This window comes from Streptomyces sp. NPDC017246, assembly GCF_044331325.1.
Classification (GTDB): Bacteria; Actinomycetota; Actinomycetes; order Streptomycetales; family Streptomycetaceae; genus Streptomyces.
This window is the reverse complement of record NZ_JBIRMW010000008.1, coordinates 1-26,136: the sequence shown is the minus strand read 5'-3', so window position 1 is coordinate 26,136 and position 26,136 is coordinate 1. Positions and strand designations below refer to the sequence as shown.

At 72.7% G+C, this 26,136-nt stretch carries 23 protein-coding genes and 1 pseudogene; 18 read left to right on the top strand and 6 right to left on the bottom strand.

Annotated elements, in window-relative coordinates; all coding sequences use genetic code 11:
• The first annotated feature begins 60 nt into the window (after positions 1 to 60).
• The 5 genes from ACH4MY_RS19735 to ACH4MY_RS19715 all read left to right on the top strand — a co-directional run bounded on the left by ACH4MY_RS19735 (position 61) and on the right by ACH4MY_RS19715 (position 5,941).
• Positions 61 to 1,440: a glycosyltransferase gene (locus tag ACH4MY_RS19735; RefSeq protein WP_398004704.1), complete on the top strand. Its 1,380-nt coding sequence runs from the start codon at positions 61 to 63 to the stop codon at positions 1,438 to 1,440.
• A complete protein-coding gene (locus tag ACH4MY_RS19730) occupies positions 1,437 to 2,246 on the top strand; it encodes a polysaccharide deacetylase family protein (protein ID WP_398004702.1) in 810 nt (269 codons plus the stop codon). Before ACH4MY_RS19735 ends, ACH4MY_RS19730 begins: the two co-directional genes overlap by 4 nt.
• Before the next feature lie 118 nt (positions 2,247 to 2,364).
• Positions 2,365 to 4,377 carry a hypothetical protein gene (locus ACH4MY_RS19725; protein WP_398004700.1) on the top strand — a complete coding sequence of 671 codons (2,013 nt, stop codon included), beginning with the start codon at positions 2,365 to 2,367 and terminating at the stop codon, positions 4,375 to 4,377.
• A gap of 56 nt (positions 4,378 to 4,433) precedes the next feature.
• A complete protein-coding gene (locus ACH4MY_RS19720; RefSeq protein WP_398004699.1) occupies positions 4,434 to 4,883 on the top strand; it encodes a hypothetical protein in 450 nt (149 codons plus the stop codon).
• Positions 4,880 to 5,941 (top strand): glycosyl hydrolase, encoded by a 1,062-nt coding sequence (locus ACH4MY_RS19715; RefSeq protein WP_398004697.1) that lies wholly within the window; start codon positions 4,880 to 4,882, stop codon positions 5,939 to 5,941. Before ACH4MY_RS19720 ends, ACH4MY_RS19715 begins: the two co-directional genes overlap by 4 nt.
• Positions 5,942 to 5,956: 15 nt before the next feature.
• On the opposite strand, the gene ACH4MY_RS19710 is transcribed toward ACH4MY_RS19715, so the two are convergent.
• The 3 genes from ACH4MY_RS19710 to ACH4MY_RS19700 all read right to left on the bottom strand — a co-directional run bounded on the left by ACH4MY_RS19710 (position 5,957) and on the right by ACH4MY_RS19700 (position 10,353).
• Positions 5,957 to 8,077: a lipopolysaccharide biosynthesis protein gene (locus ACH4MY_RS19710; protein ID WP_398004695.1), complete on the bottom strand. Its 2,121-nt coding sequence runs from the start codon at positions 8,075 to 8,077 to the stop codon at positions 5,957 to 5,959.
• Positions 8,074 to 9,261 (bottom strand): DegT/DnrJ/EryC1/StrS family aminotransferase, encoded by a 1,188-nt coding sequence (locus ACH4MY_RS19705; protein ID WP_398004693.1) that lies wholly within the window; start codon positions 9,259 to 9,261, stop codon positions 8,074 to 8,076. The genes ACH4MY_RS19710 and ACH4MY_RS19705 overlap by 4 nt, the downstream gene beginning before the upstream one ends.
• A gap of 156 nt (positions 9,262 to 9,417) precedes the next feature.
• On the bottom strand, positions 9,418 to 10,353 hold the full coding sequence (locus ACH4MY_RS19700) for an RNA polymerase sigma factor SigF (RefSeq protein WP_398004691.1): 936 nt from the start codon (positions 10,351 to 10,353) through the stop codon (positions 9,418 to 9,420).
• Between the two features lie 222 nt (positions 10,354 to 10,575).
• On the opposite strand from ACH4MY_RS19700, the gene ACH4MY_RS19695 reads away from it, so the two are divergent.
• From ACH4MY_RS19695 to ACH4MY_RS19670, 6 genes are all read left to right on the top strand, one after another.
• The gene (locus tag ACH4MY_RS19695; RefSeq protein ID WP_398004689.1) at positions 10,576 to 10,944 is read left to right on the top strand and encodes an STAS domain-containing protein; all 369 of its coding nucleotides are present in this window, start codon (positions 10,576 to 10,578) and stop codon (positions 10,942 to 10,944) included.
• A 92-nt stretch (positions 10,945 to 11,036) separates the two neighbouring features.
• The gene (locus tag ACH4MY_RS19690) at positions 11,037 to 11,456 is read left to right on the top strand and encodes an ATP-binding protein (protein ID WP_398004687.1); all 420 of its coding nucleotides are present in this window, start codon (positions 11,037 to 11,039) and stop codon (positions 11,454 to 11,456) included.
• 244 nt (positions 11,457 to 11,700) lie between these two features.
• On the top strand, positions 11,701 to 12,399 hold the full coding sequence (locus tag ACH4MY_RS19685; RefSeq protein WP_398004685.1) for a peptidase: 699 nt from the start codon (positions 11,701 to 11,703) through the stop codon (positions 12,397 to 12,399).
• A gap of 26 nt (positions 12,400 to 12,425) precedes the next feature.
• The gene (locus ACH4MY_RS19680) at positions 12,426 to 13,223 is read left to right on the top strand and encodes a hypothetical protein (protein WP_398004683.1); all 798 of its coding nucleotides are present in this window, start codon (positions 12,426 to 12,428) and stop codon (positions 13,221 to 13,223) included.
• A complete protein-coding gene (locus ACH4MY_RS19675; RefSeq protein WP_398004681.1) occupies positions 13,220 to 14,266 on the top strand; it encodes a hypothetical protein in 1,047 nt (348 codons plus the stop codon). Before ACH4MY_RS19680 ends, ACH4MY_RS19675 begins: the two co-directional genes overlap by 4 nt.
• A 14-nt stretch (positions 14,267 to 14,280) precedes the next feature.
• Complete coding sequence (locus tag ACH4MY_RS19670) at positions 14,281 to 15,717, top strand: hypothetical protein (protein ID WP_398004679.1); 1,437 nt, start codon at positions 14,281 to 14,283, stop codon at positions 15,715 to 15,717.
• Positions 15,718 to 15,791: 74 nt separating this feature from the next.
• Here the strand turns inward: ACH4MY_RS19670 and ACH4MY_RS19665 are convergent, their stop codons facing one another.
• Entirely contained in the window at positions 15,792 to 17,312 is a 1,521-nt protein-coding gene (locus ACH4MY_RS19665; protein WP_398004677.1) for a peptide MFS transporter, read from the bottom strand.
• A gap of 429 nt (positions 17,313 to 17,741) precedes the next feature.
• Here ACH4MY_RS19665 and ACH4MY_RS19660 point away from each other — a divergent pair, with 429 nt between their 5' ends.
• Both ACH4MY_RS19660 and ACH4MY_RS19655 read left to right on the top strand, forming a co-directional pair.
• A complete protein-coding gene (locus tag ACH4MY_RS19660) occupies positions 17,742 to 18,419 on the top strand; it encodes a response regulator transcription factor (protein WP_398004675.1) in 678 nt (225 codons plus the stop codon).
• A 131-nt stretch (positions 18,420 to 18,550) separates the two neighbouring features.
• Positions 18,551 to 19,822 carry an ATP-binding protein gene (locus ACH4MY_RS19655; protein ID WP_398004673.1) on the top strand — a complete coding sequence of 424 codons (1,272 nt, stop codon included), beginning with the start codon at positions 18,551 to 18,553 and terminating at the stop codon, positions 19,820 to 19,822.
• A 7-nt stretch (positions 19,823 to 19,829) separates the two neighbouring features.
• Here the strand turns inward: ACH4MY_RS19655 and ACH4MY_RS19650 are convergent, their stop codons facing one another.
• The gene (locus ACH4MY_RS19650; protein ID WP_389682134.1) at positions 19,830 to 20,345 is read right to left on the bottom strand and encodes a GtrA family protein; all 516 of its coding nucleotides are present in this window, start codon (positions 20,343 to 20,345) and stop codon (positions 19,830 to 19,832) included.
• A 188-nt stretch (positions 20,346 to 20,533) separates the two neighbouring features.
• Here ACH4MY_RS19650 and ACH4MY_RS19645 point away from each other — a divergent pair, with 188 nt between their 5' ends.
• The 4 genes from ACH4MY_RS19645 (at position 20,534) to ACH4MY_RS19630 (ending at position 24,510) form a co-directional block, all read left to right on the top strand.
• On the top strand, positions 20,534 to 21,673 hold the full coding sequence (locus ACH4MY_RS19645; protein WP_398004670.1) for a 5-(carboxyamino)imidazole ribonucleotide synthase: 1,140 nt from the start codon (positions 20,534 to 20,536) through the stop codon (positions 21,671 to 21,673).
• Between the two features lie 35 nt (positions 21,674 to 21,708).
• The gene (gene purE, locus ACH4MY_RS19640) at positions 21,709 to 22,206 is read left to right on the top strand and encodes a 5-(carboxyamino)imidazole ribonucleotide mutase (protein ID WP_398005298.1); all 498 of its coding nucleotides are present in this window, start codon (positions 21,709 to 21,711) and stop codon (positions 22,204 to 22,206) included.
• Positions 22,203 to 23,414, top strand: coding sequence for a dipeptidase (locus ACH4MY_RS19635; RefSeq protein WP_398004668.1), 1,212 nt, complete (start codon positions 22,203 to 22,205; stop codon positions 23,412 to 23,414). The genes purE and ACH4MY_RS19635 overlap by 4 nt, the downstream gene beginning before the upstream one ends.
• A gap of 172 nt (positions 23,415 to 23,586) precedes the next feature.
• On the top strand, positions 23,587 to 24,510 hold the full coding sequence (locus ACH4MY_RS19630) for a membrane dipeptidase (RefSeq protein ID WP_398004666.1): 924 nt from the start codon (positions 23,587 to 23,589) through the stop codon (positions 24,508 to 24,510).
• A gap of 61 nt (positions 24,511 to 24,571) precedes the next feature.
• On the opposite strand, the gene ACH4MY_RS19625 is transcribed toward ACH4MY_RS19630, so the two are convergent.
• On the bottom strand, positions 24,572 to 25,897 hold the full coding sequence (locus ACH4MY_RS19625) for a UDP-glucose dehydrogenase family protein (protein WP_398004665.1): 1,326 nt from the start codon (positions 25,895 to 25,897) through the stop codon (positions 24,572 to 24,574).
• A 120-nt stretch (positions 25,898 to 26,017) separates the two neighbouring features.
• Here ACH4MY_RS19625 and ACH4MY_RS19620 point away from each other — a divergent pair.
• Positions 26,018 to 26,136, top strand: a pseudogene (locus ACH4MY_RS19620) (acyl-CoA dehydrogenase family protein); the annotation flags it as partial.

Sequence of the window (26,136 nt, the reverse complement as noted above, 5' to 3'; positions counted from 1 at the left end):
CCCGCGGGGGCCCGCCGTATCCGCCGTACCCGCCCTCGTACGTCTCTGGGGAGACCCCCGATGAGCAGCACCCCCGCCCCACGGCCCCTCTCCGTCGCCGAGCTCGATCTCGACACCCCCGACGGGCCCGTCCTCGGCTTCCGGCCCGCGCCCGGCGGCCCGGCCGTCGTGCCCGGCGACGTCTACGCGCTCGTCCGGCTCAGGGGCCGGCCCGCGGCCACCGTCGTCGGTACCGTCGCCGCGGGCGAGGACCCCGCCGACGTGCTCGCAGCCCTCGCCCGGCGGCGCCTCTCGGACACCGCCGCGGCGCCCCGCACCGACGCCGAACGCCGGGCCGAACACCTCGCCTCCGCCCGCCCGGAGGACCGTGCGAAGACCGGGACGCCCACCCTTCCCCGGGCCTCCGTCGTCGTCGCCACCCGTGAGCGGCCCGAGCAGCTCGCCCGCGCCCTCGACTCGCTCCTCGCCCAGGACCACCCGGACTTCGAGCTGATCGTCGTCGACAACGCGCCCCGCACCTCCGCCACCCATGAGCTCGTCACCCGCGCGTACACCGACCGCGTCCGGTACGTCCGCGAGGACACCCCCGGTCTCGCCACCGCGCACAACACCGGTCTCGCCGCCGCCGAGGGCGCCGTCGTCGCGTTCACCGACGACGACGTGATCGCCGACCCGCACTGGCTGACCGCCCTCACCGAGCCCTTCGCCGCCGACCCGGGCCTCGGCTGTGTCACCGGGCTGATCCTGCCCGCCCGGCTCCGCACCCCCGCCCAGATCCTGCTGGAGTCGCACGGCGGCTTCGCCAAGGGCTTCGCCCCCCGGGTCTACGACCCGGCGCACCCGCCCGCCGACGAGCCGCTCTTCCCCTTCACCGCCGGCAGCTTCGGCTCCGGCGCCAACATGGCCTTCCGGGCCGGGGCCCTCCGGCGGGCCGGCGGCTTCGACCCGGCGACCGGCACCGGGACCGCGGCGAAGGGCGGCGACGACCTGTACGCCTTCGTCGCCGTCCTCTCCGCCGGCTTCCGTCTCCGCTACACCTCGCAGGCGCTCGTCTGGCACCACCACCGCGACACCTGGCAGGACCTGCGGAACCAGGCGTACGGCTACGGCGCCGGTCTCACCGCCTACCTCACCGCGACCCTGGTCCGCAGCCCCCGGCTGCTGCCCGCCCTGCTCGCCCGGCTGCCGCGCGGTCTGGCGTACGCCCGGACCATGACCGCCCGGCGCGGGGACGAGGGCGGGGACGGCGTCCCCGGCGAGCACGGCGCCCAGCACCACCCCTGGCCCCGAAGCCTCTCCCGACTGGAGCGACGCGGCATGCTCTACGGCCCGATCGGATACGCCAAGGCCCGCGCCACGGCCCGCTCCGCAGCCCGCTCCGCAGCCCGCTCCGCGGCGCTCGGACAGGCCCCGCGGGGGAAGGGAGCCCCGGCCCGATGACGAACGCACCCGTCCCCACCCGGATACCCGTCCTCCTCTACCACGCCGTGATGGAGGACCCCCCGGACTGGATCGCCGAATTCACCGTCTCGCCCCGGGAGTTCGCCTCCCAGCTGGACGCGATCGTCGCCAGCGGCCGTACCGCGATCACCGTCGGCACCCTCGCCGCGCACTTCGCCGACGGCACCCCGCTGCCGCCCCGCCCCGTCGTCCTCACCTTCGACGACGGCTTCGCCGATCTCGTCGGGCCGACCGCCGAGGCCCTCGCCTCCCGGGGCCTGCCCGCCACCGCGTACCTCACCACGGGCGCCATCACCCCCGGCCGGCCCTGTCTGCTGCCGCCCGCGCCGATGATGACCCTCGCGCAGGCGCCGCTCCTGGAGCAGTACGGAATGGAGGTCGGCGGCCACACCGTCACCCATCCGCAGCTCGACACCCTCGCGCCGCGGGCCCTGCGGTGCGAACTGCGCGAGTCGAAGGCGGTCCTGGAGGACGTCCTCGGGCACGAGGTGCTGCATCTCGCCTACCCGCACGGCTACAACAGTCCGGCCGTGCGGCGGGCCGCCGAGGCGGCCGGGTACACCTCGGCCGTCGCCGTCCGGCACGCGCTCAGCTCCGGGACCGACGAGATCTACCGCATCGCCCGGCTCATCCTGCGGCGCGGCCACACCGTCGCCGACATCGAGCGGTGGATGGAGGGGCGGGGCGCGAAGGCGGCACCGTACCCGGACTCGCTGCCCACGATCGGCTGGCGGATGTACCGCAGGGCCCGCGCCCTGCTGAGGGGACCCGAGTTCGCCGGCTGACGGCGGACCGCCCGAAGATCGACAACTCCGGCGATCCGTCCGGGAGTTGAAAGGCAGAACAAAACCGAAGTACCTTCCTGTACTTCGCCGAAAGGGACAGTTCGTGGGGGGAGAGGCCGTGCAGCGTCAGGGGCCCGCACCGGTGACCGGGAGCGGCGTGCCGCCACAGCCCTCCACCACGGACCGGGAGGCGGAGGGGAAGCGGGCGGAAGGCACTCAGGTGGAAGGCGAGCGGACGGAGGAGAGCCGGGCGGCGGGGCAGTCCGGCCCGGCGGGGCCGGAGGCCGAGGAGCCGGCACCCGCGGGCCCGATACCCCGGCCCGCCCGCCGGGGCCGTCTGGCCACCGCCCTCCGTTCCCCCGACGCGCTCAACCTCGCGCCCCTCCTCCTCGCCGCCGCCCTCTGGCTCTGGGCGCTGCCCGGGATCGACTTCCGGGACATCGCGGAGTTCGGTCTCCTCGACCGTTTCCCGCTCACGTTCTACGCCGCTCTCGCCGTCCTGACCTGCGGATTCGTCCTCACTCTGCGCCGGGCGGGGACCGCGCCGCTCTGGCCCGCCACCTACTGCGCGGCCATGCTGGTCGCCCTCAAGGCACCGCCCGCGATCCTCTACGACACCGTCCGCTACGCCTGGGCGTCCAAGCACGACGCGATCATCAGCAGGCTGCTCCACGAGGGCACCGTCCACCCCGGTCGGGAGCTCTCCGGCGGAATGGGCGCCTACGACCAGTGGCCCGGCTTCTTCTCGCTCGACGCCGCCCTGGTCCGCGCCTTCGGTGTGGACGCCGCCGCCTCGTTCATCAACTGGGCGCCGGTCGCGCTCGGTCTGCTCACCGTCCCCGTCCTGATCCTGGTCTACCGCACCTTCAGCGACGACTGGCGCCTCGTGTGGACCGGCGTGTGGATCTTCCAGCTGGCGAACTGGGTGGGCCAGGACTACCTGTCCCCGCAGGGCTTCTCCTACCTGCTCTACCTCACCGTCTTCGCCGTCGTCGTCCGGCACTTCGTGCTGCCCGGTTCGGCGGGGACGCTGCGCGACCGGGGGACGCTCGACCCGGCCGCCGCGGCCGTCCCGCCGCCCACGACGACCCGGCAGCGGGCCGTCGCCGTCCTCATCCTGCTGCCGGTCGTCGTGACCATCAACGCCAGCCATCAGCTCACCCCCGTGATGCTGTGCGCGACGCTCTTCGCGCTCTGCCTCACCCGCCGCTACCGCAACATCGGGCTCCTCGTCACCACCGGCCTCGTCATGCTGGTCTGGAACCTCACCATGGGCCGGGAGCTGTTCCTGGCGACCCTCGGCACCCTGCGCGAGAAGGCCGGCGACCTGCTCGGCAACTCCCGCCCCGGTTTCGCGGGCGACCCCACGGGTCCCGGCCCCGAACTCGTCGGCAGCGCCAATGTGCTGATGGTGCTCGCCCTCGGCGGCCTCGCCGTCGCCGCCGTGCTCCTGCGCCGCAAGCTCGTCCGCAGCGCGCTGCCGCTGGCCCTCGCCGCCGCGGCGCCCCTCCCGATGTTCGCCGTCAACGACTACGGCGGCGAGATGATCTTCCGGGTCTATCTCTTCGGCCTGCCCGGCTCGGCCTTCTTCGCCGCCGCCGCACTCGTCCCCGCCGCCGGGGCCGTGAGCCGCGGCGCCGTGATCGCCCGCCGCGCGACCGCCGTCGCCCTGCCCGTCACCCTCGTCGCCATGCTGGCCGGCTTCCTGCCCTCGTACTACGGCAAGGAGGGCATGCACTACGCGCCGCCCGGCGAGACCGCCCTCACCCGCCGCGCCTTCGACCGGGCGCCGGAGGGCGCCCTGATCCTCGCCGCGACGGGAGCCTTCCCCGACGCCTACTACCGCTACGACCACTACGAGCGCTGGTTCTTCACCGAGCAGGAGGTGGACGAGAACCTGCGGATGCTGAAGGACCCGGCGGGATACCTCGCCGGCGGCATCCCGGCGGACCGCCCCGCGTACGTGATCCTCACCCGCACCCAGGGCGAGGCGGTCATCGGCGAGGGCTACCTCCCGGAGGGCGGCTTCGACGTCCTCCGCGGGGCTCTCAAGAGCTCCCCGCTCTTCCAGGTCGTCGAGGAGAACACCTACGGCGTCGTCCTCCGCTACCGGCCCACCACCGGCGGCTGACCGCAGCCCCCTCCGGACACCGCAGCACCCCGAGAAGCACGAGGAGTAGGTACGCCATGGCCCACCCACGCCTGACCCCGCGAGTCCGGCGCAGAGCCGCCCTCGCGGCCTCCGGATGGGTCGCCCTCGCGGCGACCGCGCTCCCCGGCGGCTCCCCGCTGCGCTGGATCCCCGTCCTCGCCTTCGTCGTCCTCGCTCCGGGCCTCGCGCTGCTGCTCCCGCAGCCGCTCGGACTGCGCCCCGGCGCCCGCCTGGAGGCCCTGGCGCTCGCCGCGCCCGTCAGCCTCTCCGTGGCCACCCTCGTCGCCACCACCCTGTTCCTGACGAAGGCCTTCTCGCTCACCGTCTTCCTGGTCGTCCTCGCCCTCTTCGTGAGCGTCGCCGCCACCCTGCCCGGAGTGCCGCTCCCGGCCGCGACCCGAGGGGCCGTCGAACGCGACGGCGCCCGGACACCCCGGTTCCGCACGCCCCGGTTCCGTAGACGAGGGACCGGTGGGGGCGGGTGACCGGCCGCCACGGCAAGGGCGACCCCTGGACCCGCCTCGCGATCGCGCTCGCCGCCGTCGGCGCGCTGACCGTCGGCACCGGAGTGTGGTCGACCCTCACGGAGGACGAGGACCGCTGCACCCCCGACGCCCGCCTCGTCACCCCCTGCGGGGCCTGGTGGGGCGCGTACATCCCCCACGACGAGGACAGCTCGCTCACCCGGCCCGTGTACGCCTTCGAGAAGAAGATCGGCCGCAGGCTCGACCTCGTCTACACGTACCACGACATGTCGGGGAGCGAGGCCGACGGCGAACTGCTCACCCCCGACGAGCGTGAACTCGGCCGCGAGCGACTGCTCATGCTGGCCTGGGAGTCCACGGTGTGGACCGAGAAGCACCACGCCAACTGGACCGAGAAGCAGCTCGGCTGGAAGAACATCGCCTCCGGGAGGTACGACACCTCCGTCATCGACCGGCAGGCCCTGCGGATCAAGGAGTACGGCAAGCGGGTCTTCTTCTCCTTCGACCAGGAGGCCGACTTCCGCGTCCCCGAGGGCGCCGGGACCCCCGAGGAGTACGTCGCCGCCTACCGCCACCTCCACGACCGCTTCGAGAAGCTCGGCGTCACCAACGTGGTGTGGGTGTGGACCGTCTCCGGCTATCTCGGCAACGCCGACATGATGAAGCGGCTCTACCCCGGCGACGACTACGTCGACTGGATCGGCATGGACCAGTACAACTACTACCTCTGCCACAAGTCGCCGGACTGGCTCGACTTCGACAAGAGCCAGCGCCCCAGCTACGACTGGTTCCGGAAGAACATCTCCGCCGACAAGCCGATCATGCTCTCCGAGTTCTCCACCGCCCCCGACCCGGAGCGGCCCGGGCGGCAGCGCGACTGGTACACCGCGATCCCGAAGGTGGCGCCGACCCTGCCGAAGGCCCGCGCGTACGTGCACTGGAACCGCGCCGTCCCCGGACCCGGCTGCGACCTCACGATCGACTCGGGCCCGGGACTGGAGGGTTACCGGACCGCCGGCCAGGACCCGTACTTCCGCCAGGACGTACCGAACCGCTGACCCGCCGCACGGGACTCAGAGACGACGGCCCGAGGTCAGCCCCCGGAAGGCGCAGACCGCCATGGTGCCCCCGGCCAGGCCGAGGAAGAGCGGGAGCGGGGCGGTGGCGAAGGCCTGCTGCCCCGCCCAGCCCGCCCAGACCAGCACCCACACCACCCCGGCCGTGACCCGCGCGCCCACTCCGACGACCCGCAGCAGCACGGCCGTCAGCATCAGGCTCAGGGCCTGGAGCACGATGGGCGCCGCCGCCCGCGGCACCCCGTCGCCCAGGAGCGTGGCGCCGGGACCGTCCGCCTCGGCCGGCCACAGGCCGAGCAGCGGCGGCGCGGTGTGCAGGGCGAGGAAGGTGGCCAGCAGGACCGTTCCGGCGAACGAGGGCCGGAAGACCCGGAGCCCGACGGCGGCGCCCTGCAGGGCGACCAGGACCAGCCCGGCGGCGAGCGTCACCGGGGGCAGCGCGGCGAGCAGGCCGGTCCCGGAGAGCGCCGGCACGTCCAGCTCGCCGGACCGGGCCAGCGGGAACCAGAAGAGCCCGGCCGCCAGGCCGAGCAGCAGCCACAGCCAGGTCACCGTCCGGTCCGAGCCGTCCGTCGCCTCCGCCCGCGGGTCCGGCGCCCTCGCGCCGGCCGGTGGCGCGGTCCGCTCCGGAGCCTCGTCCGAGGACTGCCGGGGTACGAAGACGGGGATGCCGAAGGCCGGCGTCACCGATTCGTGCGCCCCGCGCAGATAGGCGCTCTCGCGGGCCCAGTCGGTGCCGAATCCGTCCTCCGCGCGCTCCTTGACCCGTGCCGCCGCCCGGGGCCGCTCGGCCGGGGCCTGCCCCTTCAGAGTGGCCCGCAGACCCGGTACCGAGGCCACCGCCATCAGGGTCATCGAGCCGAGGACGGCGATTCCGGCCCCGCTGATCCCGTACGGACCGAGCAGTACGGACGCGCTGCCGAGCACCAGGACACACATGGCGCCCTGGAGGAGGGCGAGCATGCCCGTACGGCCCTGGACCCGCAGGACGCCGATGTAGAGCTCGACGGCGACCCGGGGGAGCGCGGCGGCGGCGAGGAGCCGCAGCACGGTGGAGCCGTTGTCCGTGTAGCCCTGGCCGAAGGGCGAGAGGATCAGCGGGGCGAAGACGACGAGGACGAGGACGACCGGGACGAGCAGCAGGACCATGCGGCGCAGCGCGCCCCGCACCCCCTCGGCGAGCGACTCGGGGCTGTGCGAGGCGTGCGCGGTGAGCGAGGAGGCCATGTTGATGGCCATGAACTCCATCGTGCCGCCGACGGTGTACGCCGTGTAGAAGAAGGCGTTGTGGGCGGCGTCGAAGCGGACGGCGACCATCACCGGCAGCAGGCTGATCATGACGAGGCTGAAGAACGCGCCGACGGAGTCCCCGGCGATGAACCGGCCGATCTCCCGCATGCCGGGCGGCTCGCGGTCCCGGTCGGCGCGGGCCTGCTGGGGGATGAGCCGCCGGAAGACGAGCCAGCCGAGCGGCAGGACGGAGAGCACGATCGCCGCCGCCCAGGAGACGAAGACGCCCAGCACCGGCACGGCGGCCGCGAGCAGCACGAGCAGGACGAGCTTGCCGAGCGAGAAGACCGCGTTGCCGACGGGGACCCAGATCGCCCGTCTCAGGCCGGTGAGCACCCCGTCCTGGAGGGTGAGCAGGGCCCAGCCGACGGCGGAGGCCGTGAAGAAGATCCCGGCGGAGACGCTGCCGAGCGGGGCGTAGGAGGGCCCCCACAGGTCGAGGGTGAGCAGGAAGACACCGCAGGCGACGGTGACGACGACCGTGCTGACCAGGTACAGGCGTACGACCAGCGGGCCGGTGGCCCGGCCGGCGCGGGGCACGTACCGGACGACCGCGCCGGACAGGGTGGTCGCCGTGATGGAGGCGAGCATCCGCTGCGCGGCGATGGCGGCGGAGCCCTGCCCGACGGCCTCCTCCGTGTAGTAGCGGGCGGCGATCAGCCAGAAGCCGAGCCCGAGGGCTGCCGAGACGCCGGTGGACAGCATCAGGGCGTAGGCGTTGCGGAACATGGAGTTCTCGCCGCCGTCGCCCTTCGCCTCGGTCCGCGGCGGCTCGTGGACCTCCGCCCCGGCCGTGTCCGGTCCCCGCAGCGGTACCGTCTCCGTCACCGGGCGCCGCCGGGCGCCATCGAGGGCTGTGCCGGGCGGACCCCGGCGTCCCGCAGCACGGCGAGGATCCGGTCCGCGCGGCGCGGGTCCGCGGGCAGGGCGTGCCGGGCGAACCAGGCGGCCGGTTCCGGCGCGGGGGAGAGTTCGGTGAACCGCTCGCCCGCGTAGCTGTCGAGCGGCGGGTCGTAGAGGTAGCCGGTGGTGATCCGGTGCCGGGCCAGGGCGGCGACGGCCGCGTCCCGGTCCTCGACGAGCAGCGGCACCCGGTACAGCGGCTGCGTCTCGCCGCCCGGTGTCCCGTACTCGCTCGCCCGGAGCCGGACGGTGCCCGTCCGGTGGGCGTCGAGGACCTCGTCGAGCCGGGCGAACCTGCGGGTGGTGCGGCGGAGCCTGCCGGGGCCGGGCCGGAGGCGGTAGTCGTGCATGTCGACACGGACCCAGGAGTGGAAGGATTCCAGCGCGGGTGCCGCCGGGAGGGCCTCGCGCAGCGCGTCGGCGCGGAGCGGCATCCGTATCTCCTCCCGCTCCTCCAGACCGAGCAGGCGCGCGGCGGCGCGCGCGGCGCCGACCAGGCGCAGTCCGCGCAGGGTCGCCTCGGCGTACGGCCGTACCAGGTGGGCGAGTTCGGCACCGGCGCGGGTCGGGTGCAGCAACGCGTCGCGGGCGGCGGCGAGTTCCGGCCGCAGCGCCGGGTCGGCGAGGGCGAGGAAGCCTCCGGTCTTGGCGGCGGTGTGCTTGGAGAGGCTGAAGACGGACGCCTCGCCGTACGTGCCGACCGGGCGCCCGCCGACGGTGGAGCCGATCGCGTGCGCCGCGTCCTCGATCAGCGGGATGCCGAGCCGGTCGCAGCGTTCCCGCAGCTCCGGTGCCGGGTCGGGGTTCCCGTACAGATTGGTCGTGAGGACGGCCGAGAGCCCGCCCCAGACGGACTCGGGCACGGCGGCGGTGTCGATCGACCCGTCACGGGGGTCGAGCGGCGCCTGCACCGGGCGGAGTCCGGCCGCGAGGACGACGAAGAAGATGACGTCGTCGTTGACCGGGGACATCAGCACCCGGCCGCCGGGTGCGCACCAGTGCCGCAGTGCGAGATAGAGACCGAAGCGGCACGACGGCACGTAGAGGCACTCTCTGCCCCCGAGCCGGTCGCGCATGCGTTCTTCCAGTTCCGCGTACGCAGAAACCATGTGATTCCCCCCTGAACCCCCGGGCTCAATGTGGCCCAATCCGGACGGCGAGTCAACAAGGCCCTCCGGAGGCGCGGAAGGGCCCGTCACGGGTCGGAAGACCGTGAACGGGCCCTTTCCGCAGCCATCTTGGCGCGCGGGCGGAGGCGCTGGAGGTCATTCCTCCAGAGTGAGGCCCCGGCGCAGCCGTGCGAGGGTGCGGGCGAGCAGCCGGGAGACGTGCATCTGCGAGATGCCGAGCTCCGTGCCGATCTCCGACTGGGTCATGCCCGAGACGAAGCGGAGGGAGAGGATGTGCCGCTCGCGGGCGGGCAGCGAGGCGATCATCGGCTTGAGGGAGGCGATGTACTCGATCCCGGTGAGCCCGTGGTCCTCGTAGCCCAGCCGGTCGGCGAGCGTGGCCTCGGCGCCGCCGCCCTCCTCCTCGTCGGGCTGCGCGTCGAGCGAGCTCGCGGTGTACGCGTTGCTCGCGGCCATGCCCTCGACGACCTCCTCGGGCGCGATGCCGAGTTCCTCGGCGAGCTCGGCGACGGTCGGGGCGCGGTCAAGGCGCTGGGCGAGCGCGTCACCGGCCTTGGCGAGGTCGAGCCGCAGCTCCTGGAGTCTGCGGGGCACGTGCACGGACCACGAGGTGTCGCGGAAGAAGCGCTTGATCTCGCCGATGATCGTGGGCATCGCGAAGGTGGGGAACTCGACGCCGCGGGCCAGCTCGAAGCGGTCGATCGCCTTGATGAGGCCGATGGTGCCGACCTGGACGATGTCCTCCATCGGCTCGCTGCGGGTACCGAAGCGGCCGGCGGCGAACTTGACCAGGGCCAGGTTGAGTTCGACCAGGGTGTTGCGGACGTACGCGTGGTCGTGGGTGCCCTCTTCCAGCTCGGCGAGCCGGGCGAAGAGCTGCTTCGACAGGGCGCGCGCGTCGACCGGTCCGATGTGGTCGAGGGGCCGGTCGGTGAGCTGCTCGGGGAGCTGTGCCGAGAGCGGGACGGCGCGCTCGGGGAAGCGGTCGTCGGATCGGTGGTCGGGCAGGTCGAGGGGGACTGCTGCCGACGGCGCGTCGGGGGTACGCGGGGCGTCGAGCCGGGGTGACATGGGTCTCCTTCATGGGTCTTCTGCTGCGGTTTGCGGCGCCTCCGAAGCCGGTCGTGTCGGGTGTTCTCCTCTAGCCCTACCTGCTCGACGGGGAAGGTCGCAACTGTCGACAATCCGCTTTGTCCGGTTATGTGGTAGGCCTCGCGTGCGCGAAGGGGTGCCCCGCTTGTAGGGTTCGAAGCACGTCAGTCGGCATCCGCGAGAGCGAGAAGAGGCACGGCCATGGACCGCGAGCACATCGGCAGCGCACCGCCCGCGCGGTTGCGGGTCGAGGTCCGGACCATGGGCGCGAGCGAACTCCTCGCGCCGGTGGGTGAACTCGATCACCACACCGCCGAAATACTGCGGTCCCCCCTCGACGACGCGCTCGACGCGGGCCGCTCGCGGCTCGTCGTCGACTGCTCGGGCCTGGAGTTCTGCGACTCGACCGGGCTCAACGTGCTCCTCGGCGCCCGGCTCCGGGCGGACGCCGCCGGTGGTGGCGTCCATCTCGTGGGGATGCGGCCCCCGGTGGCCCGGGTGTTCCACATCACGGGAGCGGACGCCGTCTTCACCGTGCACGAGACACTCGCCACAGCCCTCCCCGACTGAGCCCGCCCGGCGGGGCCGCCCGGTACGGGTCCCCGCCGCGCACGGCTCGTACGACCTGCCCCTGTCCCGTCGATCGGTGAGGTGAAGCGCTGATGGACCAAGCTTCCGACGTCCGTATGCTCGCCCTCGGCGAGACCAGCGGCACCGTTCCTCTCGCCCGTGACTTCACGCGGACCGCGCTCCAGGAGTGGGGCTGGCTGCCGGCCGCCACCGCCGACCGCAGGGCCGCCGCCGAGGACGTCCTCCTCGTCGTCTCCGAACTCGTCACCAACGCCTGTCTGCACGCCGAGGGCCCCGAACGCCTCCGTGTCCTGCGGCTGCCCAAGATCCTGCGCCTGGAGGTCACCGACCGGGGCGCGGGCACACCCGCGCCCCGCACCCCGCACCGCTCCGGGCGCCCCGGCGGCCACGGCATGTTCATCGTGCAGCGGCTCTGCCTCGACTGGGGCATCGAGCGCACCCCCGGCGCCCCCGGCAAGACCGTCTGGGCCGAACTCGCCGCGCCCGTCTAGGAATCGGCCCGCCGCGCCCGTCTAGGAATCGGCCCGCCGCACCCGTCCGGGATTCGGCTCGCCCTGCCCGCCGGCCATCGGCTCGCGGGCCCACCCGGGACCGGCTCCCCGGCCCGTCCGGAAACCGCCCCGGGACTTTCACGGTCTCTCTTCCTTCCTCCTTCTTCCCTCCGTAAGGCCTCAGGCGTACCTTGACGCCCAATCTGAAAGACCGTCAGTTACGTTGCGGTGAGGGGTGCTCGGGGTGTCCAAGGAGCCGAACCGGAGGAGAACGACCGCCGCGCTCACGGCGGCGGTCGCGGTGGCGGGCGCGGCCGTGCTCGCCGGCGCACCGGCCGCCCAGGCGGCCGTCGTCGACGTCGACTACGCCTGCGAGACGAAGATCGGACCCAAGGGCGCCGTCTCGCCCGTCGACATCAAGGCCGTCAAGAACGGCAGCGCGTACACGATCACCATGTCGTTCGAGAAAGGCGTCTCCGACAGCCCGGTCGAACTGCCCAAGGGCGTCATGACCCCGCGCGCCGACCTCGTCCTCGGCGGCGCCGACTCCGGCACCGTCAAGGTCAAGGGAGCGCCGAACACGGTCGCCATCCCGCCCGACACCCCCATCAAGATCGGCACGCTGACGGGCACGTACACCCCGAAGAAGAACGGCAAGGTCACCTTCACGGCGGGGACGCTCACCGTGCACGCCCTCGGGATGGACGCCGCCGTCTGCACCCCGAAGAACAACCCCGCGCCCGCCCTCGCACTGGAGGTGACCGGCCTCTCCGGCGGCTCCGACACCCCGCCGCCGGCCGGCGGCGAGGAGGAGGAACCGGGCGCCGAACTGCCCAGGACCGGCCCGCTCGACTCCGCCATGGCCCTCGGCACCCTCGGCGGCACCGTCCTGCTGACCGGCGCCGCCGGAGTCCTCTGGCTCACCCGGCGCACGGCACGCTGATGCGGGCGGCGGCACGCTCCGGGCTCGTGGCCGCCGCGACCGCCCTCCTCGGCGCGGTCGCGGCGGCGCCCCCCGGTGCCCAGGGCTGGACGGCGGCGCCCGCCGCCGGACGGCCGTACGCCTATCTGGAGGGCCCCGCCGGCAGCGTCCTCCAGGACACCCTGTCGCTCACGAACCCGGGCGCGCGGCCGCTCACCGTACGGCTCAGCGGGCAGGGCGCCCCGGTGGCCTTCGCCGCCCGGAGCGTGACCGTGCCCGCCAGGACCCGGGCCGACGTGCCCTTCGCCGTGACCGTCACCGCGGACACCCCGCCCGGCGAACACCGCGGGACGGTACGGGCCACGGCGGCGGACCGGGAGGTCCGTGTCGACCTGCGGCTGCGGGTCAGCGGCCCGAGGATCGCCGCGCTCACCGTCGAGGACGTCCGCGTCGACACCGCGACCGGCGCCCTCCGCTACACCCTGGTCAACCGCGGCACCACGGTCCTCGCCCCGCACCTCGCGGTGCGCGCCGAAGGCGTCCTCGGCACCCTCCTCGACCGGCCGGGCCGCCCCCTGCCGCTCACCCTCGGGCCCGGCGAGCGCGCCACCCGTACCGAACCCTGGCCCGACCCGCCCGCCCTCGACTCCGTCACCGTCCGGCTGACCGCCACCGCCCCGGGCGCGGCCCCCGCCACGGCCCGCGCCGAGGCCTCCTTCGCCTCGGGCCCGGCCCTCACCGGGGCGGCCGGGCTGCTCCTCGCGGCGGCGGCCGGCGGGACCTGCGCGGTACGGCGGCGCGGAAGGGCCCGTACCCAGCGAGCGTCGGCGGGAGCGAACACATGAGGTGGATCCGTACAGCGGCGGCGCTCGTCACCGTGCTCGCCCTCGCCCTCCTGCCCGCCGCCCCCGCGGCGGCGGCCCCGGGCCCCGTCGTCGAGCTCTCGGTGACGGAGGGCGGCAAGGGCGGCGAGATCAACGTCAGCGGCAGCGGCTGGAAACCCGGCGCGCTGCTCATGCTGCTGATCTGCGGCCAGGCCGCCCCCGGCAAGGGCGTCATCGGCGGCACCAACTCCTGCGCCAACACCGAGGGCCGGGCCGCGACCGTCGACGCCCGGGGCGCGTTCAGCGCGAAACTCCCGGTCGCCGAACCGCCCAAGCCCTGCCCCTGCGTCGTGCACGTCGCCGGGGTCACCGGCCGGCAGGACGCCGTCGACCGGGAGTTCACGGTCGCCGGGCACCCCACCGCGCCGCTCCCCGAGGCCTCCGGGGACGGACGGCTCGCCGTCCTCGCCGCCGTACGCCTCGACGGTTCCGGCGGCCTCCTCACCTGGTTCGGGGCGCCGCCCTCCCGCGAGATCGTCTTCACCGTCGGCAACCTCGGCTCCGCCCCCGTGAAGGACCCCGTCTTCCAGGTCGGCTCCAGCCACGGCGTGTTCGCCCCGCAGTACGAGGAACGCCAGTGGCGCGGCACGGTCGACCCCGGCAAGAAGGCCCTCGTCCGGCTCCCCGTCGAACTCACGGCGGGCGCGCACGGCGACTACCAGGTCTCCGTGCGGTACGCGGGCAAGGTCCTGGTCGAGCAGCCGTGGGGGGTCGGCAGGCCCTGGGGCGTGACGCTCTTCTGGCTGCTGCTCGCCGTCGTCGTACCGGCGGCGCTCTTCCGGATCGGGATGGCCGTGGTGGACCGCGTCCGCCCGGCGACGGGCGCCGCTCCGCCACGACCGCGAGCCCGCCCCCGGCCCCCGGTCCGCCTCCGCACACGTACCCCCGACCCCGCCCGGCGGGATCCGGGGGACGACGAACCGACCGCGGTCCTGCCGTGGTTCAGTCCTGACTCCGCACCGTCAGCCCCAGAGAGCAGCCCGACGACGAAGGGACATGCGTGAGTACGCAACGGAGGATGAGCGCGGCCGGCGTCGCGCTGATGCTCGGCGGCGCGGGGATCATGATTTCCGCCGGCCCCGCCCAGGCCGCCGAGGTCTCGTACAAGACGGAGTGCATCCCGCCGTCCATCTCCGGACTTCCGCCCGTGCAGGGCACCACGAAGGTGCTCATCACCGCACCGGCGGAGGCGAAGGTCGGCGACGAGGTCGAGATCGTCTGGAAGACGGTCCAGGCCGCGTCGAAGAATCCCGACGTGCTCGACCTCGGCAAGGACACGGTCAAGCCGACCGGCGTCCTCACCGTGGGCGGCGCGGCGACCGGCACCGTCGCCATGGAGGGACCCCGGCAGAACCCGCCGATCCCCAAGAACAGCCCGATGGTGCTGCCCGAGATGAAGGGGAAGCTGAAGCTGGACAAGGCGGGCGAGATCACCCTCACGCCCGGCAAGTACACGATCAACGTGTCCAAGCCGCTGTCGACGGACACCAAGTGCACGCCGAAGGAGACGGTGCCGGCCGGCGCGACGATCAAGGTCAAGGCCGACGGCGGCACCTCCGGCGGTACGACCACGACCTCGGGCGGTTCCACGACCTCGGGCGGTTCCACGACGTCCGGCGGTACGACCACCACGGGCGGCTCCACCACCACGGGCGGTACGACCACCACCGGTGGGGGCTCGACCACCACCGGCGGCTCCGCGAGCTCCTCCTCCGGCGGCTCCGGCGGATCCTCCACCTCGGGCTCCGGCTCCGGCTCCGGCGGATCCTCCAGCTCCGGCGGCGGCGACGGCGGACAGACGTCCTTCCCCGGCAAGGAGGTGACGGTCGCCTTCAGCTGTCAGGCACCCGGCCCGAACGCCATCAACTCCAAGGTGACCATCGACGCCAGGAAGAACGGCGCCTCCTACGACCTCACCGTCAAGACGGCGAAGGGCGTCATGAACAGCCCCGCCGCCCTCCCCAAGGGGGCCCTCAAGGCCTCCATGGCGGTGAAGATCGGCGGTGCGGACAGCGGCACGGTGAACGTCGCCGGCCCGCCCAACCCCACCGATCTGAAGCTGGGCGACCCGGTGAACCTGCCGGACATGAAGGGCACGTACAAGCCCGGAGCGACCGGTAAGTCCACGCTCGGCCCCGGCACCCTCACCATCACGGTCACCCTCGGCAGCTCGCAGATGCAGATCCCGTGCCAGGTCAAGGGAGCCGTCAAGGCCTCCCTCGAACTCGACACGAGCAAGCAGGCCGGCGGCGCCTCGGGCGGTTCCGACGGCGGCGCGGCCGCCACGGGCTCCGGCGCCTCCTCCGGCTCCGGCGGCTCCGACGGCGGGAACCTCGCCGAGACCGGCGCCGAGAACGACGGCGCCCTGCGCGCCCTCGCCCTGGTCGCGGGCACGGTGATCCTGCTCGGCGGCGCGGTGTTCACCTTCACCCCGTGGGCGCGCCTCAGGCGCTGACGGGAGGCCGGACACGGCGAAGGCCGCCGCACCGATCGGTGCGGCGGCCTTCGTACGAGGCGGGTGGGGCGACGTCAGTGGACGCTGCCCATGAGGCCCTGGACCTTCTTGCGGTACATGAAGATCGCGAATCCCGCGGCGACGGCGAGCGCCGCCTGCGTCGCGATGATCCCTGTTCCGTTCAGGTCCACGCCCGCGATGGAGAGCAGACCGGTGGTGCAGTCACCGGCGGTGACGGCGAGGAACCAGACACCCATCATCTGGGAGGCGTACTTCTTCGGCGCCATCTTCGTGGTGACGGAGAGGCCGACGGGGGAGAGGCACAGCTCACCGATGGTCTGGATCATGTAGATCGTGACCAGCCACATCGGGGAGACCTTGGTGCCGTCGCCCGCCATGTTCATCGGGACGATGAAGACGAAGAAGGACGCGCCGACGAGGACCAGACCCATCGCGAACTTCACGATGGTGTTCGGCTCCTGGTTCTTGCGGGCCAGCCACAGCCACATCCAGGCGAAGACCGGGGCGAGCGCCATCACGAACAGCGGGTTGAGCGACTGGTACCAGGTGGCGGGGAAGCCGAGACCGAAGATCGTGCCGGCGGTCTTGTCGTCGGCGAACAGCGACAGCGTCGAGCCGCCCTGGTCGTAGATCATCCAGAAGATCGCGGCCGCGACGAAGAACCAGATGTAGCCGGTCACCCGGGAGCGCTCGCCGGAGTCGAGGTCCTTGTCGCGCTTGATGCGGGCCAGGACGGCGACCGGGATGATCAGGCCCGCGAGGGTGATCGGGACCATCGCCCAGTTCAGGGTGTACATGCCCAGGGCGACGACGGCGCCGTAGAACACGGCGACCACGACGGCGATGACGGCGGCCTTGGTGATGACGGCCTTGCGCTCCGCGGCGGACAGCGGGTTCGGGACCTCGCTGCTCTTCGGGTTCAGGGTCTTGCCGAAGAGCAGGAAGACGGCCAGGCCGAGGCCCATGCCGACGGCGGCGAGGGCGAAGCCCAGGTGCCAGTTGACCTTCTCGCCGACGGTGCCGATGACCAGCGGGGCGAAGAACGCGCCGAGGTTGATGCCGACGTAGAAGAGCGTGAAGCCACCGTCACGGCGCGGGTCGTCCGCGCCCTTGTAGAGGTGGCCGACCATCGTCGAGATGTTGGCCTTCAGGAGGCCGGAGCCGACCGCGACGAGCGCGAGGCCGACGAAGAACATCGCCTGGCCGGGGATGGCCAGCGACACGTGACCGAGCATGATCACGGAGGCGGCTATCGCGACGGTCTTGCGGGCGCCCCAGACGCGGTCGCCGAACCAGCCGCCGGGCATGGCCATCAGGTAGACCATCGAGACGTAGACGGAGTAGATCGCCGTCGCGGTCGCCGCGGTCATCGCGAGGCCGCCGCCCTGGCTGCCCGTGGCGGCGTCGACGCCACCGGAGACCAGGTACAGAACGAGAAGGGCCCTCATGCCGTAGTAGGAGAAACGCTCCCACATCTCGGTCATGAAGAGAGTGGCCAGACCACGGGGGTGGCCGAGGAAGGTCTTCTCGTAGCCGAGGGGTTCGGCCGAGTCCTTCGTCAGGCTGGACGCCATGTCGATCCTTGCTCTGTCGGGACGCGCGCCTTGTGAGCGTGATGCGCCCGGTGGGGGAGGCCGGCACCGGCGGAGTCGGAGTGGACTCCACCGGGATCCACGCCCCGGCAGACGCGTCTACGCGCCCCGGGACCCGGCCCACAGGTCATTCACTGTCCTCGAGGTCCGGCTGTGCCGACCTCACGCAGAAAGAGGACCTTGGCGAGTGAAGCTGGCCAAAGGTCCCCGATTACCGCTACAGACGTCGAGCCACCATACGACACGACACTGCCGGATATGGAAGGACTTGAGAGATGGATCACAGGTGAGGATGCAACCGTGAAGGGCCTTTCGAAGGTCATGTGCAAGATACCCACAAGATCCCCAGGGTTCCCTTGCTCCCCCGGGATCATGCCCCGGCCTCCCACCCGTGCGGACTACCATCACCCCATGACCCGTGTACTGCTCGCCGAGGACGATGCCTCCATCTCGGAACCGCTGGCCCGCGCCCTGCGGAGAGAGGGGTACGAGGTCGAGGTCCGCGAGGACGGCCCGAGCGCCCTCGACGCCGGACTCCAGGGCGGGGTGGACCTCGTCGTGCTCGACCTGGGACTGCCCGGCATGGACGGTCTCGAGGTCGCCCGACGGCTGCGCGCCGAGGGCCACACGGTCCCGATCCTGGTGCTCACCGCACGCGCCGACGAGGTCGACACCGTCGTCGGGCTCGACGCCGGCGCCGACGACTACGTCACCAAGCCCTTCCGGCTCGCCGAACTCCTCGCCCGCGTCCGGGCCCTGCTCCGGCGCGGCTCCACCGAGCCCGTCGCCGCCCCCTCGACCCACGGCGTGCGGATCGACGTCGAGTCGCACCGCGCCTGGATGGGCGACGAGGAGCTCCAGCTCACGGCGAAGGAGTTCGACCTGCTCCGGGTCCTGGTCCGGGACGCCGGCCGGGTCGTCACCCGCGACCAGCTGATGCGCGAGGTCTGGGACACCACCTGGTGGTCCTCCACCAAGACCCTCGACATGCACATCTCCTGGCTCCGCAAGAAGCTCGGCGACGACGCGGCGAACCCCCGCTACATCGCCACGGTGAGAGGCGTCGGCTTCCGCTTCGAGAAGAGCTGACCCGCGCGCGTCCGGGCGCGGGTCCACCCGGGCCCCGCGCCCGCACCGCACCGCACCGCCCGTGAAGGGCAGGTCCGGCGGCCGCGGCCCGTACGCTCGGGAGCGTTCCCGTTCCCGCCCGGAGGGCAACCGTGCGCCGCCGCCTCATCAACTCCACGCTCGCCGTGGTCCTCGTCGTCATCGCCGTCTTCGGCGTCTCGCTCGTCATCGTCGAGACCCGCACGATCTCCAGCAGCGCCCAGGAGAGCGTGGACCTGGAGGCGCTGCGGATCGTCTCCATCGTCGACAGCCGGCTCATCGGCGGAGAGCCGGTCAATCCGGACATCCTCTCCGAGCAGAGCGGCGCCAAGCGGTACGCCCAGATCCACATCCCCGGCCGGGACACGATCGAGATCGGCACCCGTCCCGAGGGGGACGTCACCCGCGGCCTCGCCGAGGGCGAGCGCGGCGAGACCGTGGTCGTCGAGGAGTCCCGCTCCGCCGTCACGGCGGAGGTCGGCCGCACCCTCATGATCATCGGCGCGGTGGCCCTGCTCGCCGTCGTCGCCGCCGTCCTCCTCGCCGTACGGCAGGCCAACAGGCTCACCTCCCCGCTCACCGACCTCGCGGAGACCGCCGAGCGCCTCGGCTCCGGCGACCCGCGCCCCCGGCACAAGCGGTACGGGGTGCCCGAGCTGGACCGGGTCGCGGACGTCCTGGACGCCTCCGCCGAGCGCATCGCCCGGATGCTCACCGCCGAGCGCAGGCTCGCCGCCGACGCCTCGCACCAGCTCCGTACGCCCCTCACCGCCCTCTCCATGCGCCTGGAGGAGGTGGCCCTCGCCGACGACCTGGACACGGTCAAGGAGGAGGCGACGATCGCGCTCACCCAGGTCGAGCGGCTCACCGACGTCGTCGAGCGGCTCCTGACGAACTCCAGGGACCCGCGGACGGGCTCCGCCGTCGCCTTCGACCTGGACGAGGTCATCAAGCAGCAGATCGAGGAGTGGCGTCCGGCCTATCGCAGCGCCGGGCGGGCCATCGTCCACTCGGGCAAGCAGGGGATGCGGGCGGTCGGCACCCCGGGCGCGGTCGCCCAGGTCCTGGCGGCCCTGATCGAGAACTCGCTCATGCACGGCGGCGGCACGGTCGCCCTGCGGACCCGGGTCACCGGCAACCAGTCGGTGATCGAGGTCACGGACGAGGGCCCGGGCGTCCCGGCCGACCTCGGCGCGCGGATCTTCGAGCGGGCCGTCAGCGGCCGCAGCTCCACGGGGATCGGTCTCGCCGTCGCCCGCGACCTGGCGGAGGCGGACGGCGGCCGTCTGGAGCTGCTCCAGCAGCATCCGCCCGTCTTCGCGCTCTTCCTGAGCCGTGAGGTCAGAAGCGTCGCGGACAAGCAGGCGGCCCGCCCCGTGCGGTAGAGGCGGGTCAGACGCGGTCGGGCTGGCGGCGGGTCGCCTGCCGGGGCGCCTGCTCGAGGAAGGATTCGGCGGTCTGCACCGCCTCCTTCGCCGGCAGTGCCCGGAACACCCAGGTGCGGTAGGACCAGAAGCGGAACAGGGTCCCGATCCCGATGCCGAAGAACTTGAAGAAGTTGCTCGCCAGCGGGCCGTCCCAGCCGAAGCCGTACGTCGCCGCGTAGAGCACGCCGTTCTCGATGACCATGCCGACGACGCTGAACAGCAGGAACAGCGACATCTCCTTGGTGCGCCCGGACTTGTCCCGGTCGCGGTACGTGAAGTAGCGGAACCCCACGTAGTTGAAGACGATCGCGACGACCGTGGCGATCAGGCTGGCCCGCACCATCGGAATGTCCGTGGTGCCCCGCACCAGGTTGAAGACGCCGAGGTTCACGAGGACGCCGAGACCGCCGACCACCCCGAACTTGGCGACCTCGCGGACGAGCCGGTCGAGTCGCGTGCGCAGCGCACCGGGTTCACTCATGGTGATGGCTCTGTCCCGTCGGTCCCGGTGACGTCCGGGCGACGTCAACCCAACCATGCTAACCAGCGCTCCTGTCACCCGCCCGTGTACCTCGGAAACCCCTGGCACACCAGCTCTCCACCAGCGCCTTTCTTGTGCCAAACCACAGCCGGACGCGTGCTCGCGGATGGTGCGGATACCCTAAGAGGGTGACGTTCCCGGTAGTCGGCATGGTCGGTGGCGGTCAGCTCGCCCGAATGACCCACGAGGCGGGCATCCCCCTCGGCATCAAGTTCAAGCTGCTCAGTGACACCCCGCAGGACTCTGCGGCGCAGGTGGTGAGCGAGGTCGTCATCGGCGACTATCGCGACCTGGCTACGCTGCGTGACTTCGCGCGCGGATGTGACGTGATCACCTTCGATCACGAGCACGTCCCCACGGAGCACCTGCGGGCCCTGGAGGCGGACGGCATCCCCGTCCGCCCCGGGCCCGACGCGTTGGTGCACGCCCAGGACAAGGGGGTGATGCGCGCGAAGCTCGACGAGATCGGCGCACCGAGCCCCCGGCACCGCATCGTGGCGGACCCCGAGGACGCGGCGGCCTTCGCCGCCGAGGCCGGGGGCTTCCCGATCATCCTCAAGACCGTGCGCGGCGGCTACGACGGCAAGGGCGTCTGGTTCGTCCGTACGCCCGAGGACGCCCGCGATCCCTTCCTGGCGGGCGTCCCGGTCCTCGCGGAGGAGAAGGTCGACTTCGTGCGCGAGCTCGCCGCGAACATCGTCCGCTCCCCGCACGGCCAGGCCGTCGCCTACCCGGTCGTCGAGTCCCGTCAGGTCGACGGCGTCTGCGACACGGTGATCGCCCCGGCGCCGGACCTCGACGGCGAGCTCGCGGGCCAGGCCCAGGAGCTCGCCCTCCGCATCGCCAAGGAACTGGGCGTCGTCGGCCACCTCGCCGTCGAGCTGTTCCAGACCAGGGACGGCCGCATCCTCGTCAACGAACTGGCGATGCGCCCGCACAACTCCGGCCACTGGACCCAGGACGGCGCGATCACCTCGCAGTTCGCCAACCACGTCCGCGCGGTTCTCGACCTCCCGCTCGGCGATCCGCGCCCGCGTGCGACGTGGACCGTGATGTGCAATGTCCTGGGCGGCGACTACCCGGACATGTACTCCGCGTACCTGCACTGCATGGCCAGGGACCCGCAGCTCAAGATCCACATGTACGGCAAGGACGTGAAGCCCGGCCGCAAGGTGGGGCACGTCAACACCTACGGCGACGACCTGGACGACGTGCTGGAGCGCGCGCGTCACGCCGCCGGCTATCTGCGAGGAACGATCACCGAGTGAGCAGCATCAGCACCGCCCCCGTCGTCGGCATCGCCATGGGATCCGACTCCGACTGGTCCGTCATGGAGGCCGCCGCGCAGGCCCTCGACGAGTTCGAGATCCCGTACGAGGTCAACGTCCTCTCCGCGCACCGGATGCCCCGCGAGATGATCGCGTACGGCGAGGAGGCCGCCGACCGCGGCATCAAGGCGATCATCGCGGGCGCGGGCGGCGCCGCCCACCTCCCGGGCATGCTCGCCTCCGTCACCACGCTCCCCGTGATCGGCGTGCCGGTCCCGCTGAAGTACCTCGACGGCATGGACTCGCTGCTCTCCATCGTGCAGATGCCGGCCGGCATCCCCGTCGCCACGGTCTCCGTCGCCGGTGCCCGCAACGCGGGCCTGCTCGCGGCCCGGATCCTCGCCGCGCACGACCCGGAGCTGCGCACCCGGATGACCGAGTTCCTGCAGGAGCTCAACGACCAGGCCACCGAGAAGGGCAAGCGGCTGCGGGCCAAGGTCGAGGGCGCGGAGTCGTTCGGCTTCAACAAGTGACCGCCGCCGAACGCCTCGCGGAGGCCCGGGACCTGCTCGCCGCCCACCCGGTCGTGGACGGCCACAACGACCTGCCGTGGGCGCTGCGCGAGCACGTCCGCTACGACCTGGACCGCATGGACATCGGCGCGGACCAGACGGGCGCGCTCCACACCGACCTCAAGCGGCTGCGGGCCGGTGGCGTCGGCGCCCAGTTCTGGTCGGTGTACGTGCCCTGTCGGCTCGCCGGGGACGACGCGGTCAGCGCGACCCTGGAGCAGATCGACATCGTCGACCAGCTCCTGGAGCGGTACGCGGGCGACCTCGCCCCGGCCCTGACGGCGGACGACATGGAGGCGGCCCGCGAGGAGGGCCGTATCGCCTCACTGAAGGGCGCCGAGGGCGGCCACTCGATCAACAACTCCCTCGCCACCCTGCGCGCCCTGCACACCCTCGGCGTGCGCTACATGACGCTCACCCACAACGACAACAACGACTGGGCGGACTCGGCGACCGACGAGCCCGGTGTCGGCGGGCTCTCCGCCTTCGGCCGGCAGGTCGTCCGCGAAATGAACCGATCGGGCATGCTCGTCGACCTCTCGCACGTCGCCGCCACCACCATGCGGGACGCGCTCGACGCCTCCGCGGCGCCGGTGATCTTCTCGCACTCCTCGGCCCTGGCGGTCTGCGACCACCCGAGGAACATCCCGACCGACGTCCTGGAGCGGCTGCCCGCCAACGGCGGCGTCGCGATGGCCACGTTCGTGCCCAAGTTCATCCTCCCCGCGGCCGTCGAGTGGACCGCGCGGGCCGACGAGAACCTCCGGGCGCACGGCTTCGACCACCTCGACACCACCGCCGACGCGATGAAGCTGCACCGTGCCTTCGAGGAGGCGAACCCGCGCCCGGTCGCCACCGCCGCGACGGTCGCCGACCACCTCGACCACATGCGCGAGGCCGCCGGCGTCGACCACATCGGCATCGGCGGCGACTACGACGGGACGGCCTTCACCCCGGCCGGTCTCGACGACGTCGCCGGCTACCCGAACCTGGTCGCGGAGCTTCTGCACCGCGGCTGGTCGCACCCGGACCTCGCCAAGCTGACCTGGTCCAACGCGGTCCGCGTACTCCGCGACGCGGAAGCCGTCGCGGGCGATCTGAAGAGCCGTACGGCACCGTCGAACGCGACGATCGACGTGCTGGACTCCGGGGACGCACAGGGCGCCTGACGGCCCGTACGAGGCCTTCCGCGGGTCTTTCCGAGACCTGCGGAGGACCTCCCGTGCCTCACCCGGTCGGCCCAGCCCGCCGCGCCCCCGCAGGGGGCCGGTGGCACGGTGGACGGTACTGCCCCGCCGAACTCGGCGGGGCGGTACTGCATCACCGAGTTGGAGTAGGACCATGGCGGATCTGCTAGACGATCATCAGACTCTCTCCCCCGTCCCTGCCGCCGCCGGGGAGCCCGATCCCCCCGAGCCACCGCCGCCGCTCGACGAGACGTCCCGCGCCCGCGCCATCCTGGCCGCCCAGCCCGTCGTCGAGGGACACACCGAACTGCCGGCCTCCCTCGACCCTGAGGACCTCCCGCCCGTCCGGGCGGCCGAGGCCGGAGCCCAGTTCTGGTCCCTGCGCGTCGACAGCGAGGAGGGCGTCGTCGGGACCCTGCGGCGCATCGACGCCGTCCGCGCGCTCGTCGCCGCCTGCCCCGAGGACCTGCGGCTCGCCTGCACGACCTCCGAGATGGCCCACGCCCGCAACTGCGGCCGTGTCGCCGCCCTGCTCGGCCCGGTCGGCTGGACGGCGCTCGGCGGGTCCGCCGCGACCCTGCGGGCCTACCACGCCCTGGGCGTCCGGGCCGTGAACCTCACCCGCTTCGACCGCTTCGCCCGCGACGCGGTACGGGAGATGAACCGCATCGGCCTGGCCGTGGACCTCTCCGGCGCCGACCAGGACACGGTCCGCCGCACCCTCGCGGTGACCCGCGCCCCCGCCCTGCTCACCACGGCGGCCCCGGAGACCCTGCCCGACGACGTCCTGGACCTCCTCGGCGAGAACGGCGCGGTCTGCATGGTCACGGTCACCGACGACCCGGCCGCCGTCGCCGACGTCCTGGACCGGGTGCGTACGGAGGCGGGAGCGCACTGCGTGGGCGTCTCCCGCACGACCGCCCCGGCCGTCGGCTACGTCCCCCTCTTCGCGGAGCTCCTCCGCCGGGGCTGGCCCGCCCAGGACCTGGTCGGACTCGCGCACGCCAACGTCACCCGGGCGCTGCGGGAGACGGAGTTCCTGTCGAGGACCAACCGCATCAGGCCCGCGGCGGCCTGACCGTACGAAAGGGAGGAGGGGGCGCCGCTTCGGCGCCCCCTCCTCCCTTGCCCCGGCGTTCTCAGGCGCGCGGACGGCCCATCGCCCGGTACGTCCAGCCGGCCGCCCGCCAGCGCTCCGAGTCCAGCGCGTTGCGGCCGTCCAGGATCACCGGCGAGGCGACGACCTCGGCGAGATCCGCCGGGTCGAGCTCGCGGAACTCGCGCCACTCGGTCAGGTGCAGCACCACGTCCGCCCCGCGCACGGCCTCGCGCGCCGAGTCCGCGTACCCGAGGGTCGGGAAGACGCGCCGCGCGTTGTCCATGCCCTTGGGGTCGTAGACGGTGACCTGACCGCCCTGGAGGTGTATCTGGCCCGCCACGTTCAGCGCGGGGGAGTCGCGGACGTCGTCCGAGTCCGGCTTGAAGGTGGCGCCGAGCACGGCCACCCGGCGGCCCAGGAAGGAGTTCCCGCCGAGGACCTCCCGCGCCATCTCGACCATCTGGCCGCGCCGCCGCATGTTGATCGAGTCGATCTCGCGGAGGAAGGTCAGCGCCTGGTCGGCGCCCAGCTCGCCGGCGCGGGCCATGAAGGCCCGGATGTCCTTGGGGAGGCAGCCGCCGCCGAAGCCGATGCCGGCGCGCAGGAACTTGGGGCCGATGCGGTCGTCGTGGCCGAGGGCCTCGGCCAGCTTGGCGACGTCGCCGCCGGCGGCCTCGCACAGCTCGGCCATCGCGTTGATGAAGGAGATCTTGGTGGCGAGGAAGGAGTTCGCGGAGGTCTTCACCAGCTCGGCGGTCGGGAAGTCGGTCACCACGAACGGCGAACCGTCGCCGATCGGCCCGGCGTACACCTCGCGCAGCAGCTTCTCGCCCCGCTCGCCCTGCACACCGACGACGATCCGGTCCGGGTGCAGGGTGTCCCGCACGGCGAAGCCCTCGCGGAGGAACTCCGGGTTCCAGGCCAGCTCCACGCCCCGCGGGAGCACGTCCGCGAGCCGCTCGGCCGAGCCGACGGGCACGGTCGACTTGCCGACGACCAGGGCTCCTTCGCGTACGACCCGGGCGAGGGAGGCGAAGGCGGCGTCCACGTAGCTCATGTCGCAGGCGTACTCGCCGTGCTTCTGCGGGGTGTTCACACAGACGAAGTGCACGTCGCCGAAGGCGCCCACCTCCTCCCAGGAGGTGGTGAAGCGCAGCCGCCCGCTCGAACCCTCGATGCCGGCCACGTGCTTCGACAGGAGTTCCTCGAGGCCCGGCTCGTACATGGGGACCCGGCCGGAGGACAGCAGCTCGATCTTCTCGGGGACGACATCGAGGCCGAGGACCTCGAAGCCCAGCTCCGCCATGGCCGCGGCGTGGGTGGCGCCGAGGTAGCCGGTGCCGATCACGGTGATCTTGAGGGCCATGCGGGTCTCCAGTGAACGTCGGGCGGAATGCCTGCCCGAGCATAGTCGTGCCCTGGTCCGGGGCCCGGGCACGCCCTACCATTTGGGTTACTTAACGGTAGTTAGCAAGCGTGGGAGTGAATGAGCGTGTCGGGTTCTGCTGATTTCGACCTGTATCGGCCCTCCGAGGAGCACGACATGCTCCGGGAGTCGGTTCGTGCGCTGGCGGAGGCGAAGATCGTGCCGTTCGCCGCGGCGGT